Genomic DNA, 17,877 nt, shown 5'->3' with positions numbered 1-17,877 from the left:
TAACGAAATGATTCAACTTCAAAACATAGAATACACATATCCCGAAGGCACAAAAGGACTGGAAGCTGTTTCTTTGCAGATTGAGCAGGGAAGCAGGGTGGCTTTTCTGGGAGAGAACGGTGCCGGAAAATCAAGTTTGTTTTTGGTTTTGAATGGAATTCACAAACCTCAGAAAGGAAAGTATGTTCTGGATGGAAAACAATTTGGCTTTTCGACCAAAGAAAGAAAGCAAATGGCACACAAAGTAGGTTATGTGTTTCAGGATCCGGAAGTGCAGTTGTTTGCCGCAAGTGTGTACGAAGATGTGGCATTTGGTCCCTTTAATTTGGACTTGGATAGAAAGGATATTGAAATCAGGGTAGAAAAGTATCTAAATTTGCTGGGTATTCAGGAATTGAAAGACAAAGCCCCGCATCAGCTGAGTTACGGACAGAAAAAGCAGGTTGCTGTGGCAGGAGTTTTAGCTATGGAGCCTGAAATTATTTTGTTTGATGAGCCTTTTGCCTGGCTCGATAACCGGCACAAGCAAATTATGAATGAGATTATTGATGATTTGAACAAACAAGCTAAAACGGTACTGATTTCCACACATAATCCGGATTTTGCTTACGAATGGGCCGATCAGGTAATTCTGATGAAAGAAGGGAGAATCATTGCTGCCGGGTCACCTGAAAAAATAATGAGCAATAGAGTCTTGATGCAGGAAATTGGCATGGAATTGCCTTTGGTGGTGCAGTTCGAAAAAAAAGTGGGAATGAATAACCATTCCCGATCGATTCAATCTCTATTGAAGGAAATTTAATTAATTCTTCTCCATCAACTGCTTGTAAATATGGATAAGATGATCTGTTTTTGTGTAGATATTGAACTCCTTTTCAACAGCTTTTCGACCTGTAACAGAAAGCTCCTGTATCTTGTTTTCATTGTTCAATAATTTTTTTAAAGTCACGGCCAGTTCTTCTGCAGTATTGTTTTCGTAGATGATCCCACCCTTTGATTTATTAATAATCTCGGCAAATGCACCCAGATTGGGTTGCACAACCGGTACGCCCGAAGCCATACTTTCCAATAAATACAAGCCAAAGGCTTCACCATTCCGCACAGGAACCGAAATTAGTTTCACCTTTTTGAAGAACTCGTGCCTTCCTTCCCCGTTAAAATCTTCATGAAATTCAACCTGTTCCAAAAGTCTTTCTTCTTTCAATTTTTGCCGGACTTGTTTTAGTAAAGGTTTGTCGTCACCGGTTGATCCGCCGGTTACGATCAATTTCACATCTTGGCAGGCAGTATCTTTTTTCAGTTCGATAAAGGCATCAACGATAATATCGAAACCATTTCCTTCGCACATTCGGGAAATGTAACCGATGTTTCGTGCTTTTGACTCTGGTTTGGCAAACTTGTATTCGTCCGGATCAACACCCAAATGGTTGATAAATACTTTCTCTTTGGGAATGTTCATTTTTTCCAGAGAAACTCCCGCGTAAAAATCACTCACAGCAATAAATGCATCCAAATATTCGGCTTTGGTACTCATCAGCGCCCAAATTTTATCTCTAAATGAGTCTTTCATGGCATCAACCCACACATCTTCATCCTGCAGAGAGCAAACCAGTATGGCATTCGGAAATTCCTTTTTTAATTTAGGAGCCAGTCCCAAAAGCAGCGCATTCGACAAATGAATTACATCGGGGGTAAGATATTCTGCCATCCAGCTTACCATGCGGTTGAGCTCCTCTTTCTGCTTTCCTTCTTCTCCCATCAACATCGAAACGGTCATTTCTTCCAGGCCTTTTGCATTGGTTGATCCTGCCATGCTTGCTGCTAATTTTAACATTGGGCCAGAGTTCAACAAACGATCCAACCAGGCAGGTGCATGTCTGAAAACAGGATACAATTGCTTTAGATAAATGCTGATGGCTCCATAAAAAACGGGAATATCATTCAAATCATGCTCATCGGAAAATAAGGGGAGATACATGGGTATTTTTGTTACCTCATGTCCCTGCTTTTTCATGGCAAGATGAAATTTATCGTCGCGCAAACAATTGCCGCAGTAAAAACTGCCTCCCGAACCGGGTATGATTTGAAGAATGTTCATTTTTCTTATTTTTATGGAACACACAAGATAGCAAAATCAGTTAAAAGTACTTCAAACAGAAAGTGCCTTAAGTCGAAATCAATGACAACTTAAGGCACTTTTTAATTTTAATTGTTAGACGCTGTAAGGTCTTTTTGCTTTTTCTTTGAAATTTGTTCCTTGTAGCTTTAGTTCTACTTGTCAAACTGCTTGGCCTCTTCCCAAATTTCATCCATTTCTTCCAGATTCATGTCTTTTAGGTTTCGTCCTAATTTCATGGTTTTACTTTCCAGATAATTGAATCGTCGGGTGAATTTCTGGTTGGTGCGTTCCAGTGCATTTTCAGGATTTACACCATACAAACGTGCCGCATTAATCAAGGAGAAGAACATATCGCCAAATTCGGCTTCCATTTTGTTCTGATCGCCATTGATAATTTCTTCCTGCAATTCCATCATTTCTTCTTTCACCTTCTCCCAAACCTGCTCTTTTTCGTCCCAGTCGAAGCCTACACCTCGCACCTTATCCTGAATTCGGTTGGCTTTTACCAAAGCTGGCAGACTTTGCGGAACACCTTCCAAAACCGATTTGTTGCCGTCTTTTTCCTTTAGCTTCAGTTGTTCCCAGTTTTCTTCTACCTCTCTGGCATTGGCAACTTTGGTATCGCTAAAAATATGAGGATGACGATAGATGAGTTTTTCGCTGATGCCATCGCAAACATCAGCAATGTCGAAATCGTTGGTTTCAGAACCTATTTTGGCATAGAACACAATGTGGAGCAGAATATCGCCCAATTCTTTCTTTATTTCCTGATTTTCACCCTTTAAAATGGCATCGGCCAGCTCGTAGGTTTCTTCAATGGTCAACGTTCTCAGACTCTCAAAGGTCTGCTTTTTATCCCACGGACAGCCTTCGCGAAGCTGATCCATAATATTTAGTAAGCGCTCAAAGGCTTTTAATTTTCGATCCATTTGTTCTGCATTTTATATTCGAAGATCAAATTTACAAAAGTATTTGGGAGTTTTGGGATTAATTTGGATTGTAAATTGACAGGAGGGGTGTGAAAGCCTCTCCCTGCTAGTGATTACTAGCGGGGCGGGCTATTCGATTGTGCATTCGTACTTCTTCTTTTAGTTTATTTAGTTGATTAAAGTATGCTTGTTTTAACCATATCGATTCATCCCCGATAGCTATAAATCTATATTTAGCTCTTGTTATTGCTACATTTAATAAATTTGGTTTTTGTGATGCCCAACTTGCAGCACCTTTGGTCGTATTGTCCAATCCAAGACATAAAATTACACCTTCAGCTTGTTTGCCTTGAAAGGTGTGGACAGTTCCAATATGACTTTTTAGCCAGACTCCCATAGAGGCACTATCTATTTCTTTATATTTCTTCACTTCATTGATTAAATACTTGAAAAGAAACGAATTAAGTGAATAGCTAATTTCACTAAAAGGAGTAATGACAAAGATATCAGGCAAGCCTTTAGAATTGTTAATCTCTTTTATTAATAAATCTTTGATTTTATCGGCTTGCTCTTGTACAAAGTGTCTACCTTTTACATTCCCAGTGCAGTGAATAAATGATGTTTGGAACTCTACATTAACATTTTTCGGATTTGCTGTAGAGCAATACATTGTATTATCATATGCAATATTGTTCGATATTTCGAACATGGGACTAATACATCTTCTATGCACTCTTAACGGTATTCCAATCCATTCCTTTTTACTGTTGATTGTTAAGTAAGAGCCCAATGGGTTAATTCTATCGGCCATTGATTGGACTGATAATTCTGAACTTATTTGACTGTTATTTAAATCAAAATACTTACTAATGTTATCAGTGATTATATTTGGAATTGTAACAACTGGTTCTATTTGAAAAGGGTCTCCAACAATACTAACACGTTTTGAACGCCATATTGAACCCACAGCAGCCTGCGGAATAGCTTGTCCTGCTTCATCAATGAATAACCAAGGAATATCCTCTTTACCTAAATCTTTAAACATTGTTTGAATTGAAGCAAATGTTGAAGAAACTACTGGTATAACAAGAAAAAAAGTGTCCCACATAGCTTTTATTTCCTTTTTAGAAGGAGTTGATTCTCCTTTTAAATATTCGAAAAAACCTGCAAGAGTAGTTGAAATTCTACTTGATGTTGCATTTGCTGTTAATATAAAAACTTCATTTAGCTTTAAAGATATGATAAACAATTCAGATTGTAATCTCTTCAGTTTATCTGAATACCAAGGGCAGGACTCTTGTGACTTTTTAGATTCTATTTCTTCCCAATATTTGTTGTCTGCATAATTGCTTTTTAAATCTAATCTTGCTTTATCTGTCTTAATGGTTAAATCCTTTAGCTTAGATGTTAAATCACTTATTTCGTTTTCTTGTTTATTCGACAAGGCTTCAATACTATTAAAAGTAGCTTCTTTTTTTGATAAGATTGGGGATTCTATATTTATCTTATCGTTAATCTGGTTGTATATAATTAATGCTGTTCCTAATGCTTTCTTGTATGTATTGCGTTTGTTTCTATTAAACAAAAAAGTAAAAAGATTTGGTTTGCTACTTTTTACAATAGAAAGTTCATTAAGAATCTCTTTTTTGCTATTGGTTAATTCTAGGTTTATAGCCTTTTGAGATAAATACTCCTGTTTTGAATATTTATAATCTTTTTCAGTACGTTTAAATTCTTGCTTAAGCGCAGAAAGTGATTGTTGGGCATTAATAAAGGCAACATATTCTTTTCTTATAATACTCAATCTTTCTTTTTCAACAGAAATTTCATCTAGCTTTTTTTGAAATCTAATTTTTACTGATTCCCATTCGAAATTATCAAGTATTTTATCCTCTTTTAGAGTATTTTGTAAGTCTTTAAAATCCTTGTTAAACCACAAATCACTAACTAAAGAGTTTCTATTTTGTTTATTTCCTAAAACAGCAGAGATAATCCCCCAATTCGCCTTGTTTATACATTGTTCGGCAACTGTTTTAAAGTACGATATCTCTGAATTATATTGCTTTGAAACTTCCTTTTTTAATGGTAATTCTTTAGAAATGTTTTCGACAGCACCATTATTTGATGAAGCTATTACAATTCCAGCATTTGTAATTGAATCAATAGGTTCATACAGCCAAGGAGAATATTTTTCATTAATTTTTAAAGAACCTACTTTATTAAAAGCATCAGATGGGTTCTCTATTTTAATAAGTTCTTTAGCTCGTTTAACAAGTATTGGGGCAATGATATCTCGAAGAAGAGTTGTTTTCCCAGTGCCTGGAGGGCCATTAACAGAAAACATTCCAGCACTGGTGTTTTCTGAAAGTTTGTTGAATATACTATTTACAGCATATTGCTGCATTAAACTCAATGTGTAATCAGAAGGCCAACAACCATCAGGATAGTTGTTAGGGGTCAAATTACTTTTTAATTCTTCAATACTTTTAGAAATATCTAATCTGTTAGATTGCTTGCCTAAACTACCATCTAAGTATTGCTGAAAGGCTTTAGATGCTTTTTCCTTGTCATAAGTTGATATTACTTTCTCTAAGTCTTTTATATAAAAACTATTAAGGATATCTGCATTCGATTTATTTTCCTTATCATGTGAAGGTTTGAATTTTTCAATTCTCTTAATATAAATTTCCTTGGAAGGTTTTATACTCCAACCACTGAGAGATTCTATTTCATTTTGCAGTTTTAATAATTGTGCGGTATTGACAATAGTTGAAACTTTAACAATTTCATTTTCTGAATTGGTTATTGTTTCCTTAAAATTTAATTCAAGGTATTCAAATAAGTTATCTTTAACTTTTTCAAAAGCAAGTTCCCAATTATTGTTTTTAATTTTATTATTTTCTAATTGACTTAATGCCCAAGGTAAAGTTGATATGCCAAATGATTCATTTATATATTTCCCTTCAATGTCAAGTTTAAGAGAAGCAAAGCAGATTCTTGAATTCCTAGAATTTTCATCTTTCGTTTCATCTTTAAAAAACTCTTTCACAAAATCATTGACTTCAGATGAATCAAAAACACCTAAATAGACAGTGTATTCAAAAGTTTTACTTGATTCCCGCGGTTTTAATGGTATTTTCCAAGGTTCTATTTCTCCAAGTAAATCAACATTTTTTTCAGATGCTTTGGGTGTCGAGGCTGGACTGAAATGTTCTAATTTATGCCAACAAGACAATAGGTTTTTATGTTCTTTCATTTACTTGCAGTTCAGTTTTTTTGGTATGATGCACAACGTTGACGTATATGAAACGTTGGCATTGCGTTGCAATTGTTTATCAATCCGCAATAAATTTGAAGCGGGCTATATCGTTCCATCTTTTACAAATCTTGCCAATGTTTTATATACATTGTTGTGTGCCGTAATTTCTTCCTTTGGTTTTATGTAAACCCCTATTACATCCTCCCATAATTTTCCATCTCCCCATTCAAGTCTTAATTGAATAGGTATTTGATAATTCGCAATTTCAATATTCGCAATTTTGATGTCAATAACTCTATTAATAAAATCCAATGGAGGTCTTTTTTCTTTGTCAAAAGAATCTTGATGTGGAATTGAAATCAATCTAGTTATTTCTAGTTTAAAAAGTCTTAACAATAATTCTTGATTATCTTTAAAAGCCCAATAGTAGGCTGAAAAGAATGAACCAAAAGATGGAGAGTACCACATATCTCCGAAATCTGTGCTCAAAGTAAGCATAATTGTTTGTTTAGCACATTCTTCACCTTCTACAAGTTTTAAGTCTCCATTTTCTATCTCAAACTTATGAGATAAATCTTTCATTCCATAAGGTGTTGTCCTAGGTGACTTATCTTCAACTTTTAATGAAATCTGATATTTTCCGTCAACAAATTCCCAGTTTAATTCCCCTTTAATTACCCTGCCATCCCCCTGCGTTTCAATGACAATGTATCTTTCTAAGTTATTATTATGCGAATTATTAAAATCAATAAGTTTGTTTTCATTTCCAAGAATAAACTGTTCTACTTCAAAAATCCAGTTACCATTATTAACAGCTTTCCATATTCCTTCAAATACGATTTCTTGTCCAATAGCAATTAATGTTGTTGGCTGTTTAATTTCACCTCTTTCTAGTTCTTTCAATAGTCTATAGGTTTCATCTTCAGCAAGTCTTTTCCATTGCTTTAGTGTCGCAGATGAATAATTGAAATAATCACTATCAATCATTCGTGCATGATGACGACACATCCAAATTCCATTATCAATAGACTTCCTTTGCTCCGAAGTCATTGTTTCGTCAAACCTAGGTCCATTTGAAGATGCTGCGTTAATATGAGCAGCTTCTCCTAAATTAACAGTATCACTAGAGTCTTTATGTCCTGGGCCAATTGTTAATCTACCACAACCAGGAAAAGAACATCGCCAAGCAACTCTTTTTGCTAATGTATCTTTTGTCTTATTTGAAAAATCATCTCTCATTAATTTTGCAAGGCATCTAATTTATTCGTGAAATTATTTCTTCCAACACTTTAGGGTGAAATTCCTCATACACAGTATTTGAACGAACATTATTTTTTTCTTGAGGTCTTTTAATCACAAACTTATTCGTATCTAACCACTTTACATTACGACCAGTCGTGACTAATTGTGTGTTCTTTAATACAAGGTTATCTATAATAATACCAATAGCCTTTACTGTTATATCGTTTCCTCCGAATGCAGCTTTGATATATACAATATCTCCTGCTTTAAGACTTTTAAAATACTCTTCTAATTCAGGTGCATCGATTTCATTCCAACCAACACCAACAATTCCATTTTGAATAAATTCCTGACTTACATCTCTGTCATAATATGCACCAACACCGTAAACTGCCATATTAGTTATCTTTAAGTTTTTTCAAATGAATTTTAGCTAAAGCTTTTACTTTGTTGTTATGAGCCTTTTGTCCATCAATCTTTGTTATTGAGTCTCTAATTCGTTGGATTTCATTTTCCTTTGATTTTATTCTATTATCAAAAGAATCAGATTCACGCTGTTTCGATTTTCTTTTACTATCCTTAGAAATTTTATTTTTTGTTTTATTAATACTTTCCTGCAAAGATTTCATCTTCTTTGATTTCGATTCTCGTAGCTTCTTTTTCTCATCCAATTTTCTATCTCTTTGCTTTCTTAATTCGACTTTCTTTATATCAAGTTGCTTATTGTTCAAGGTAATTCTATCAATAAGCTCTCTGACTTCTTCAATATCAAGGTCTTCAATTTTTCTACTCATATGCAGTTTTCTTTTATGGCACACAACGTATGTGCAAAGTACAATGTACTTTACATCACTTATCTGTTTCTTTTTGTAAGTTATTGTTATTCTTCTCTTTATTGTCTGAAATTGTATCTAAAGAACTCTTGATTTTTGCAAGAGATCTTTTACTCCCAGGAGTAAATCCTATTTGTTTTTTACAATCGCCCTTTAAAAGTAAGCATAAAATAAAAACAGGAAAGCAGATTTGCTTATTTGTTATCAATATGAATAATAAGGAAAATATTTGTTTGCAGATGTTTGGGGTTTGAATGGTTTGGGTGAGTGCATTGGCGAAAATATTCTTGTTGCCGGTGATGGTGTGGCAACTAAAGTAGTGAATGTGGTGAAAAACAAGCCCTCTGAATTGTTGTTTTTTCTGCCTGAAGCCTTAAAAACAGGAAGTTTTTCAGGTAGAGGTGAGAACGGCAAAAAAGAATCGTAAAAATATTAAAGCAGGTCGTTTGCTAATTGATCTTGTACCTGTTAGTTAATTGTTTTATTGATTGTTATAAAAGCCAATTTTTTACGAATTGGCTTTTATTTTGTCAGGATATTACCACTTATACCTGTTTTTAGAATAAGACCAGTACTTGTCCGATGCCTGTACAAGTAGTGGTCCGATACCTGTACAAGTACTAGTCCGATACCTGGACTAGTAGTAGTCCGGCAATCGAACAGGGAATTCAAAAATACAATACAAAAAAAAGACTCTTTCGGGTTCTTTCAGTGTTGATTCTAGAACCAGATAGTATAGGGGCGAAGTGTTCCCTTTAAGATGAAAAGATTTTGTGAAGTTGCTGCATTTATATGGACACAGAGTTAAGATATGATTATTTAAAAATTATATCATAGAATTATGAAACAAGAGAGAAGAACATTTAGGAGGGAGTTTAAAGTGGCACAACAAGGTAAAGTTTGGGTTTTGGATATTACCTACATCTGCACATTGGAGGGGGAGCTGTATTTAACCGTTATAATCGGTTTAGCAGACAGGAAAATAATTGGATGCGCTATCAGCCGTTCAATGAGAGCATGTGAAACAGTAGCCCCTGCATGGTTAATGGCAATACGCAATCGACCCATTCACACAAAACTGATTTTCCGCTCAGATAGTGGTGTCCAGTAGGTATGTACCGATTTTAAGAATTTGATCTATCAAAATTCATTGGTTTCTCAGAGCATGAGTCGTAAAGGTAATTGTTGGGACAATGCTGTGGCTGAAAGTTTCTTTACAACATTAAAAACAGAGTGGGTATATCGTTACAAATATGTATCAAGGAGGCAAGCTTCAAATTCAATATTTGAATATATTGAAACATGGTACAATACTAAAAGAAGGCATTCTTATTTAAATTATCTTTCACCAATAAAATATGGAAAACTATTAAACAAACATAAAATGGCTACATGACTTAACTCTTTGTCCACTTTTGCAAGTTCATTTTTACCCCTCTGCCTTCGGTATTGCCCCTTAAAATGGGAGAATTCGTTCGTTTATTTCTATCAGCAATAGAATCTTTTCTTTCGCTGATTATGGGAAATTTGGTATTGTGAATTTAAAAAAAGGAGCAACGCAGCGCAGCTATTTTTAATACGAATCGGTATTAGGTCATGCTCTGACTATAAGCAAGCCGTTCCTGTTAGGGTATGACTGGTATTCGAGCTCGGCACTTTTATTTTTCCAGTCTTATAATCAGTTCTATTGTCATCCCGGGAGGATCTGCAAATTTATTAGTTCACAGCACTGTATATGTCTATTTCCTTATTGTTTTGATGGGTGTAGTAAATGGAATCTTTTCTTAAATTGTCAATTTCGTTTTCTTGGTACTCAACAGGGGATAATAATTTGTTATTGCTTTGTGGAGGTAAGCTTTTTTCTTGTTTTTGGCTCAATCTGTCGACATAGTGACACAGACTTAATAGAATAATGATCATTACTGATGTAAATGTTTTCATAATACGGGTAAGTTTTAAAGCAAATTACTTCATCTCTATACTTGATGCAGTAATGAGCAATTGGTTGCGTATAGAACAATAATTATGCCAGCTTACGAACTTTAAAATTGATATGTTATGCCGTTAATCTTTGCTTTTTGAATGGTGTCACCAGCGCCCCAAGCCGGCGAATAGATACTGATTATACCTATTCCGGGTGCAAACACATAAACTTGCTCTTCATCGGCCCAGCCAGGAACATCGTAGTAGAAGGGCTTGCAATTGTGAAGAACGGTGTTGCCAAAATCAAAGTCGATTTTTTCTTGTACCGTAACATTCCATTGGTCGCCATTCATATTTTCTCCTGTGTATTTCCAGGATTCTCCTTCGGCAAGGGTAAAATCAGCAAAAAGAAATTCATCCGATTGATTGGTGTAGAGTTTATAAACCTTCCCGTTTTTTACTCTGTAAAAATCCTCTCTGGTATCGTATAGAGTATCTGCCCTAAATATTTCACTAGTGATTAATGTATATTCCTTATTATTGATCGTACTGCTTACGCTTGCTTTCCGGATGTAATTTTTATATTCCCATGTATCGCCAATATGCAGTGGGAAGTAATCGTTAAAACATGTTGGTATTTTATCAGAATTAGAATCCTTGTCACACGAAACTATGGTTACGAAAATAAATAAGATGGCTAAAAGTGTTTCTTTTGTTTTCATGGCAATTTAGATTTATGCTTTTGGTTACTTCTTAATTGGTAGATGAAAAAAGAGCTGTTGGTTGCTTTAAATAAGCACAAAAATTATACCATGGGGCTGGAAAAGTCTGGAAAGGTCCAAAGTCTAAAGATGATTGCGATTGTTTACTGCTTATTGCGGTAATTTTTATTTAACCACAAAGTACACCAAGTTTCTTCACGAAGTAGCACAAAGTAAAAACGTAAATGCTTGACTATTGTAAATAAATATTATTTTTTAATACTCTGTGTTCTCTGTGGTGAATTTTGTTTGATAATGTCTGTGTTAATGGTTATTTATATAACCACAGAGGTCACAGAGCGAAAAAGGATTGATGGAAATAATTTTTTTTGTGTTACTTCGGGTTATCCTTTTGAGTACTTAGTGGTTAAACTTTTTAATAAATTGTTCCTTGATTACTGTTCATTGTAAACTGTTCAAGTGCATTGTAAACTTCTTCTGCATTGTGTGTATTCATTAATACATTGCGCAGGGCCGAGGCACCGGTAAATCCGCTGGTGTAAATTTTGAAAAAGCGCCGCAGAATGGCAAAATTCTTCTCATTTCCCCAGGTTGTATCGAATACACGGGTGTGTTCTTTTAAAAGTGCCAGCTTTTCGTTCATGCTCACTTCTCCCTTACCGGGATAAAAGAACCAGGGATTTTTAAAAATGCCACGACCTACCATCACGCCATCAACACCATATTGCTTTGTTTTCTGGAGTCCTTCTTCGTAACTGTCTACATCGCCATTGCCAATAATTTTTATCTGTGGAGCGAGTTCGTTTCTTAATTGCACCGCTTTCGCGATTTCGTTCCAGTCGGCCATTCCGTTTGACAGTTGTTTTTGTATGCGGCCGTGAATTGCCAGCGCATCAATAGGTGTGCCCAGCAAGTGGGAAATCCACGATTCGGTAACCACCTGCTTAAAGCCAATGCGGGTTTTTACGCTCAAAGGCAGATTGGTGGCTTCTTTGGTGGCCAATATAATTTCCTTGGCTAAATCGGGCTGTGCAATAAGTGCCGAACAGCAACCGTTTTTCACTACATTTTTAACCGGACAGCCCATGTTGATGTCTATGCCGTCAAAGTCGGTTTCGCGGGCAATGTATTGAGCAGTTTTGTAGTATTTCTCCGGATCTTTTCCCCAAATCTGTGCAATTATCTTCACGTTTTTCTGCTTCAGCAATGCTTTCTCCGAATCGTTAATCCGCAGGCGGTGCTTTACTTTCTCGTGTCCTACGGGATGGCACATGCCGTCAACCGAAGTAAATTCTGAGAATAGAATGTTCAGTTTCCCTTCCTGCATGGTTTGTAAAACGATCTCGCGAAACGAGGTGTCGGTTACGTCCTCCATAGGAGCGAGTGAGAAGCTGGGAGTTGGTATGTTGTGCCAAAAATTGCTCATGTTTAATTATAAATTAAGAATTATCAATTATTAATGAAAAAGATTTATTGTTATTTATAGATTTCTCATTATTAATTTTTCTTGTGCTGGTGCGCGATTGTATCGCGTTAAAAAACTCATTGAACCTCAGTTCTCTGTTGTGAAAATTGTTTAACCACAGAGGCCACAAAGCTACACAGAGAAAAAGCATTGTGTTTTATCCTTTGCTCACCGGTCTAAAGCACGGTGCAAATGATGGTTTGTGTTCCTTACTTTTTTCTTGTTCCTTTCTACTTCTTCCTTGTACCTTATTTTTCCTGGAGCTTGAAAATTGTATCCCTTTAGGGGTAATTCATAACTTATCATTCCTAATTTATTTAGCTTCCTTGTGCTGGTGCGCGATTGTATCGCGTTAAAAAACTCAGTGAACCTCAGTTCTCTGTTGTGAAAATTGTTTAACCACAGGGGTCACAAAGCTACACAGAGAAAAAGCATTGTGTTTTATCCTTTGCTCACCGGTCTAAAGCACGGTGCAGATGATGGTTTGTGTTCCTTACTTTTTTCTTGTTCCTTTCTACTTCTTCCTTGTACCTTATTTTTCCTGAAGCTTGAAAATTGTATCCCTTTAGGGGTAATTCATAACTTATCATTCCTAATTTATAATTGATTTAGCTTCGGTCTGATCCTCTGTCTGTAAATCTGACTTTTGCTGTATTTATCGTGGAATTTCGACCGCAAAAGGATGCGTTCTTCCAAGGGCAATTGAATAATTTCAGCACACTCATCGGTGCAGCACCCGTTATAATGATCGCGGCATTCGTCGCACTGAATAAAGAGCAAATGGCAATCGTTGTTGGCACAATTGGTGTGTGTGTCGCAGGCTTTTCCGCATTGGTGACACTTGGCAATTACTTCTTTGTTGATGCTTTCGCCCAATCGCTCATCAAACACAAAATTCTTTCCTCTGAATTTAGATTCCAGTCCGAGCTGTTTTATTTCCTGCGCATAGGCTATTATACCGCCATGCAATTGGTTTACATCTTCGAAACCGTGATGTTTTAAGTAGGCACTGGCTTTTTCGCAGCGAATTCCTCCGGTGCAGTAAAGCAAAACTTTCTGATCCTTCTTGTCCTTTAAATCATCAACCACAATGTCTATTTCTTCGCGAAAAGTATCGGCATCGGGGCAAATCGCATTTTCGAAATGCCCAACTTCACTTTCGTAATGGTTGCGCATATCTACCACGATAGTACCGGGATGACTTACCTGCTCGTGAAACTCAAGCGGAGAGAGGTGATTTCCCACATTGGTAACATCAAATGCGTTGTCGTTTAATCCGTCGGCAACAATTTTAGGACGCAGTTTTACAATTAGTTTGTAAAACGATTTACCATCATCTTCAACAGCCCATTTTATGGGCATATCCTGCAATTCGGGCAAGCTGTTTAAGTGAGAAAAGAACTCTTCCAAATGGTGTTCGGGCATGCTCATTTGAGCATTAATCCCTTCGCGGGCAATGTATATTCTACCCTTGCCCTTTAATTCAAACCATTTCTTATACAGTTTATCACGAAACTCTTGTGGATTTTCAATAATCACATATCGGTAAAATGAAAACGTTTTTCGGCTAAAGTTTTCGTTCTCAAGTTGTTTCTTTAGTTCTTCTTTGCTAAGTTTATTGTGAAGCAGCATTTTGTTATTCTAATTTAGAATTAATAAACATTGCAAAAGTAATGGTTTTTTACATTCAAACAAGCATGAAAAAGACTGCAGAGTATAAATAGGACATGTTGGTCTTAAATTACTATGTTTGCAGAATCATTTTAACAAGAATTTATGGAAAAGAAATTTCTGATTGTAGGACAGGGAATAGCAGGATCTTTACTTGCATATGATATGTACAGGGCTGGACTTAACTTTACGATTGTTGCGAGTCCCGATGAAAGAGCGGCTTCCAATGTTGCTGCAGGAATGTATAATCCAATTGTTTTTAAGCGGCTTACCAAGAGCTGGATGGTGGATGATGTTTTGCCTGTTATGACAAAAATATATCAGGATTTGGAGAATGACCTTGGGTGCCGGTTCTTGTTCCCGATGGATATTATAAAGCCTTTAGCGGATAATGAAAAGAAAATGTGGGACGAGCGGATGGAAGATGCCAGCTTCTCAGATTATATTGTGGGGATGGAAAGCAATTCGATTGGGAAAGGCTTTAAGGATTTTGATTTTTATGGGCAGGTAACCAACTCAGGTTATCTTCTTTTGGACAAATTGCTGAAAAAACTGCGTAAGTTTTTTAAATCGAAAGGACTATTAGTAGAGGCAAATTTTAAGTACAAAGATATCGGGTTTATTGATGGGGGGATTACCTGGCATGGAATTTCTGCCGAGACAATTGTTTTTTGTGAAGGACATCATGCTGCTGAAAATCCTTATTTTAAGGGGGTTGGTTTTAATCCGACAAAAGGAGAATTGCTGGAAATTGAGTGTGAAGGTTTATCCGAAGATTATATTTTTAATAAAAACCTATTTGTTATGCCACTTGGGAAAAATCGGTTTAAAATAGGAGCAACCTATGATTGGAAAAACCGGAACGAGGAGCTTACACTCGAAGCCAGAAAAGACTTGCTGGGCCGTTTGGATAATTTAATTTCATTGCCCTACACTGTCGTAAATCATTGGGCTGGGATACGTCCGACAGTAATCGATCGCCGTCCGGTTTTAGGAACACATCCTTTTCACAAACATGTGGCTATTTTTAATGGATTGGGTACAAAAGGAGTGATGCTGGCACCTTATTTTGCCCGCGAAATGGTTCGTTTTCTTTCGGTGAACGATTATCCTCTTGCCAAAGAGGTTGATATTCGAAGATTTTTATAGACATAAAGAACCTCTGCTAAGTACTTTTGTATTTTTAGCAGAGGTTATATCAATTTAGACTCTCTTTATTCTTCTTTCATTTTCGCTTTTTTAACTTTTTCTTCCAAAGCTTTTATACTGTTTTCAGCTTTCTTAATTTTTTCTGATTTTTCCTGATACATTTCGTCAGAAGTTTTGCCTTCGCTTTTTTCTTTCTCCAGCTTTGCCTTTGCCTTCTTGATTTTTTCTTTAGCCATTTTTATTTTCTCATCCGATTGGTTTACCGTTTCGTTTAATTCTTTGCGGTATTTTTCGCGTTGCATTTTTGCTTGTTCGGCTCTTTTTTGACCAAATTCCTTTCCTTCCAGTTCTTTATTTTTGCCATAAGCATGCCCTTTGTCTTTCATTTCAGATTTCATGGAATCTTTTTTTTCTTCCATTGATTCCTTGGCATCCTTGTGTTTTTCCTTGTGAACTTTTATGCTGTCCATATGTGATTCACCCTTTTCTTTGGATCAATTCAAAAAGTAGGTGGATCAAAAGGAATAATTTAATTTTGTTGTCTAAAATTTAGACGATGGATTCAACAAAAGATCACTACACCCTCTTACTTCAAGCAATTTTACCAGAAGAGATATTTTCCTATTTTGAGATCACTCAAGTTATTATTGATGAAAATCGATTGGATGTTCATCTGGATGAATTACATCAATTCCCAGAAGAATTTTCATCAGAAAAGCTGACTTCAAAAGGTTTTCAGTCAGCAGTGGTGATTCAAGATTACCCTATTCGGGAACGCATGGTTTACCTGCATGTTCGCAAAAGGAAGTGGCTCGTTTGTTCTACGGGTCAGATTGTAAGCAGAGATTGGGATTTGATAGCAAAGGGAGCTCGATATACAAAAGGGTTCGCTTCTTTTTTAAAAGAATTATTTGGACAAATACCCGATCAGCAGTAAAAGCCTTGAAAAACATTATCATATCAATGGGAATCAATTTTCTCAGCAATACAAAGAACACTTAAGTGATTTTAATCAATGGGATCAGAAATCTCATGCTCACAAGTGGATGGTTTTTCCTGAAAATATTGGTACTAAGCTAAGTATTGATGAAACAGCCTTAACCAATGGAGAGCTTTATACAATAATTACCAATAAAGCAGCAAAAGGCCGAAAAGGAGCATTGGTTGCCATGATTCAAGGGACTCAATCTGAAAATATCATCTCCATCTTAAAGAAGACTCCTAAGAGTATTAGAGGTTTAGTCGAAGAAGTAACTCTGGATATGGCGGGAAGCATGAATAAAATCGTACAAAGCAGTTTTCCCAAAGCAAGCAGGGTAATTGATCGTTTTCATGTTCAGAAATTGGCTTATGACGGTTTACAGCAAATGCGGATAGCTCATCATTGGGATGCTCTAAATGAAGAATCTAAAGCGATCAGAGAAGCTAATTACAGGGAAGAGAAATATCAGCCGGCCGTATTTGATAATGGGGATTCTAAAAAGCAACTTTTGGCAAGAAGCAGGTATTTACTTTTTAAATCTGCAAACAATTGGACAAGAAGTCAGAAAAAACGTGCAAAAATTTTATTTGCCCAATATCCTGATATGAAAGAAGCATACATGTTAACTCATAACCTGAGATTGATATTTACACAAACCAAAGAAAAGGGTATTGCTTATACAAAATTAGCTCATTGGTTTAGAAAGGTTGAAGAGACTGGATTTAAATCATTCAGAAGTATTAAAAACACTATCCAAGATCATTATCAAGGTATTTTAAACTACTTTGATAATCGCAGTACGAATGCTTCGGCGGAATCTTTCAATGCAAAACTGAAAGCATTCAGGGCATCACTTAGAGGGGTGAGAGATATTAACTTCTTCCTTTTTAGGGTAGCTAAAATATATGCATAAAAAAAACTTACTCCACCTTATATTTGAATTGATCCTTTTCTTTCAATTTAGTCTTTTTGTCTTTCATTCCTTTTTGGATGGAATCTTTTTGAGATTTATGGACTTTTTCGATTCTTTCTTTTCCTTTTTTTTCTTTTCCTTTTTGAGCCAATAGTGCCTGACTGGTCCACATCACAAGACAAATGGAAAGTAAGCTTATAATAAATTTTTTCATAGCTGTTTTTTTACGGTTATAATTCTTCTAATAATTGATCCATCTCTTTAGCGGCTTCTTCAATATCATCTTTTGTTTGTTCCAATTCAGTCGCAAGAGAATCAATAAGCATTGTATCAACTTCCTGAATTTCCATTTCGGTTGTTGTTTCAACTTTTTCGGTTTTGGGCTTTTTATCGGCACAGGCCACAAATAGGAAAGAGAAGAGTACAACAAGTAAACTTAATTTTTTCATAATACTTAGGGGTTTAATTAAATAATAACTATCTCGAGGCAGAAAGGAATAGAGCACAATGAGCACAAATTCCTTTTTTAGTTAGTGTTCTAAAACTTATATTAGTTCAGTTATTTTAGTTGCCAAACTAAATTTAAGAATATTATTTGTGTCTGACACAATAAAAATGATTTGCAACTTGGGTATTTGCAGACTGTTCGATAGAGAAAGGCACTGATCGC

At 35.8% G+C, this 17,877-nt stretch carries 20 protein-coding genes; 7 read left to right on the top strand and 13 right to left on the bottom strand.

The window, feature by feature from the left end; genetic code table 11:
* Window positions 1–7 precede the first annotated feature (7 nt).
* Window positions 8–802: an energy-coupling factor ABC transporter ATP-binding protein gene (locus ACY0M5_RS13610; RefSeq protein ID WP_461629516.1), complete on the top strand. Its 795-nt coding sequence runs from the start codon at window positions 8–10 to the stop codon at window positions 800–802.
* Here the strand turns inward: ACY0M5_RS13610 and ACY0M5_RS13605 are convergent, their stop codons facing one another.
* The 6 genes from ACY0M5_RS13605 to ACY0M5_RS13580 all read right to left on the bottom strand — a co-directional run bounded on the left by ACY0M5_RS13605 (window position 803) and on the right by ACY0M5_RS13580 (window position 8,343).
* Window positions 803–2,098 (bottom strand): glycosyltransferase family 4 protein, encoded by a 1,296-nt coding sequence (locus tag ACY0M5_RS13605; protein WP_461629515.1) that lies wholly within the window; start codon window positions 2,096–2,098, stop codon window positions 803–805. It lies immediately after the preceding gene.
* A gap of 173 nt (window positions 2,099–2,271) precedes the next feature.
* A complete protein-coding gene (gene mazG / locus ACY0M5_RS13600) occupies window positions 2,272–3,048 on the bottom strand; it encodes a nucleoside triphosphate pyrophosphohydrolase (protein ID WP_306598980.1) in 777 nt (258 codons plus the stop codon).
* 106 nt (window positions 3,049–3,154) lie between these two features.
* Complete coding sequence (locus ACY0M5_RS13595; protein ID WP_461629514.1) at window positions 3,155–6,304, bottom strand: DEAD/DEAH box helicase; 3,150 nt, start codon at window positions 6,302–6,304, stop codon at window positions 3,155–3,157.
* Window positions 6,305–6,409: 105 nt separating this feature from the next.
* Window positions 6,410–7,546: a hypothetical protein gene (locus ACY0M5_RS13590; protein WP_461629513.1), complete on the bottom strand. Its 1,137-nt coding sequence runs from the start codon at window positions 7,544–7,546 to the stop codon at window positions 6,410–6,412.
* A 16-nt stretch (window positions 7,547–7,562) separates the two neighbouring features.
* Window positions 7,563–7,946, bottom strand: a complete 384-nt coding sequence (locus ACY0M5_RS13585; RefSeq protein ID WP_461629512.1) for a hypothetical protein — start codon at window positions 7,944–7,946, stop codon at window positions 7,563–7,565.
* A gap of 1 nt (window position 7,947) precedes the next feature.
* The gene (locus tag ACY0M5_RS13580) at window positions 7,948–8,343 is read right to left on the bottom strand and encodes a hypothetical protein (RefSeq protein ID WP_461629511.1); all 396 of its coding nucleotides are present in this window, start codon (window positions 8,341–8,343) and stop codon (window positions 7,948–7,950) included.
* A 268-nt stretch (window positions 8,344–8,611) separates the two neighbouring features.
* Here ACY0M5_RS13580 and ACY0M5_RS13575 point away from each other — a divergent pair, with 268 nt between their 5' ends.
* From ACY0M5_RS13575 to ACY0M5_RS13565, 3 genes are all read left to right on the top strand, one after another.
* Complete coding sequence (locus tag ACY0M5_RS13575; protein ID WP_461629510.1) at window positions 8,612–8,809, top strand: hypothetical protein; 198 nt, start codon at window positions 8,612–8,614, stop codon at window positions 8,807–8,809.
* 414 nt (window positions 8,810–9,223) lie between these two features.
* Window positions 9,224–9,493 carry a DDE-type integrase/transposase/recombinase gene (locus ACY0M5_RS13570; protein WP_461629509.1) on the top strand — a complete coding sequence of 90 codons (270 nt, stop codon included), beginning with the start codon at window positions 9,224–9,226 and terminating at the stop codon, window positions 9,491–9,493.
* Window positions 9,494–9,547: 54 nt separating this feature from the next.
* Complete coding sequence (locus ACY0M5_RS13565) at window positions 9,548–9,778, top strand: IS3 family transposase (protein WP_461629508.1); 231 nt, start codon at window positions 9,548–9,550, stop codon at window positions 9,776–9,778.
* A gap of 320 nt (window positions 9,779–10,098) precedes the next feature.
* Here ACY0M5_RS13565 and ACY0M5_RS13560 read toward each other — a convergent pair whose 3' ends face one another.
* From ACY0M5_RS13560 to trhO, 4 genes are all read right to left on the bottom strand, one after another.
* Entirely contained in the window at window positions 10,099–10,323 is a 225-nt protein-coding gene (locus tag ACY0M5_RS13560) for a hypothetical protein (protein ID WP_461629507.1), read from the bottom strand.
* Window positions 10,324–10,424: 101 nt separating this feature from the next.
* Window positions 10,425–11,027: a hypothetical protein gene (locus ACY0M5_RS13555; protein WP_461629506.1), complete on the bottom strand. Its 603-nt coding sequence runs from the start codon at window positions 11,025–11,027 to the stop codon at window positions 10,425–10,427.
* A gap of 415 nt (window positions 11,028–11,442) precedes the next feature.
* On the bottom strand, window positions 11,443–12,402 hold the full coding sequence (locus ACY0M5_RS13550; protein WP_461629505.1) for a tRNA dihydrouridine synthase: 960 nt from the start codon (window positions 12,400–12,402) through the stop codon (window positions 11,443–11,445).
* 687 nt (window positions 12,403–13,089) lie between these two features.
* Window positions 13,090–14,124, bottom strand: coding sequence for an oxygen-dependent tRNA uridine(34) hydroxylase TrhO (gene trhO / locus ACY0M5_RS13545; RefSeq protein WP_461629504.1), 1,035 nt, complete (start codon window positions 14,122–14,124; stop codon window positions 13,090–13,092).
* Between the two features lie 144 nt (window positions 14,125–14,268).
* On the opposite strand from trhO, the gene ACY0M5_RS13540 reads away from it, so the two are divergent.
* On the top strand, window positions 14,269–15,312 hold the full coding sequence (locus ACY0M5_RS13540; protein WP_461629503.1) for an NAD(P)/FAD-dependent oxidoreductase: 1,044 nt from the start codon (window positions 14,269–14,271) through the stop codon (window positions 15,310–15,312).
* Window positions 15,313–15,377: 65 nt separating this feature from the next.
* Here ACY0M5_RS13540 and ACY0M5_RS13535 read toward each other — a convergent pair whose 3' ends face one another.
* Entirely contained in the window at window positions 15,378–15,782 is a 405-nt protein-coding gene (locus tag ACY0M5_RS13535; RefSeq protein ID WP_461629502.1) for a hypothetical protein, read from the bottom strand.
* A gap of 86 nt (window positions 15,783–15,868) precedes the next feature.
* Between ACY0M5_RS13535 and ACY0M5_RS13530 the strand changes: the two genes are divergently transcribed.
* Both ACY0M5_RS13530 and ACY0M5_RS13525 read left to right on the top strand, forming a co-directional pair.
* Window positions 15,869–16,249 carry an ISAon1 family transposase N-terminal region protein gene (locus ACY0M5_RS13530; RefSeq protein ID WP_156197417.1) on the top strand — a complete coding sequence of 127 codons (381 nt, stop codon included), beginning with the start codon at window positions 15,869–15,871 and terminating at the stop codon, window positions 16,247–16,249.
* Window positions 16,224–17,207 (top strand): ISAon1 family transposase, encoded by a 984-nt coding sequence (locus ACY0M5_RS13525; RefSeq protein WP_461629501.1) that lies wholly within the window; start codon window positions 16,224–16,226, stop codon window positions 17,205–17,207. The genes ACY0M5_RS13530 and ACY0M5_RS13525 overlap by 26 nt, the downstream gene beginning before the upstream one ends.
* A 7-nt stretch (window positions 17,208–17,214) precedes the next feature.
* Here the strand turns inward: ACY0M5_RS13525 and ACY0M5_RS13520 are convergent, their stop codons facing one another.
* Both ACY0M5_RS13520 and ACY0M5_RS13515 read right to left on the bottom strand, forming a co-directional pair.
* On the bottom strand, window positions 17,215–17,421 hold the full coding sequence (locus ACY0M5_RS13520) for a hypothetical protein (protein WP_461629500.1): 207 nt from the start codon (window positions 17,419–17,421) through the stop codon (window positions 17,215–17,217).
* A 16-nt stretch (window positions 17,422–17,437) separates the two neighbouring features.
* Window positions 17,438–17,656 (bottom strand): hypothetical protein, encoded by a 219-nt coding sequence (locus tag ACY0M5_RS13515; RefSeq protein WP_461629499.1) that lies wholly within the window; start codon window positions 17,654–17,656, stop codon window positions 17,438–17,440.
* Window positions 17,657–17,877: the final 221 nt, after the last annotated feature.

Origin of the sequence: Labilibaculum euxinicum (assembly GCF_963678175.1) — a bacterium.
GTDB lineage: Bacteria > Bacteroidota > Bacteroidia > Bacteroidales > Marinifilaceae > Labilibaculum > Labilibaculum euxinus.
The sequence above is the reverse complement of the archived record's forward strand: the minus strand, read 5'-3'. Positions and strand labels throughout refer to the sequence as shown.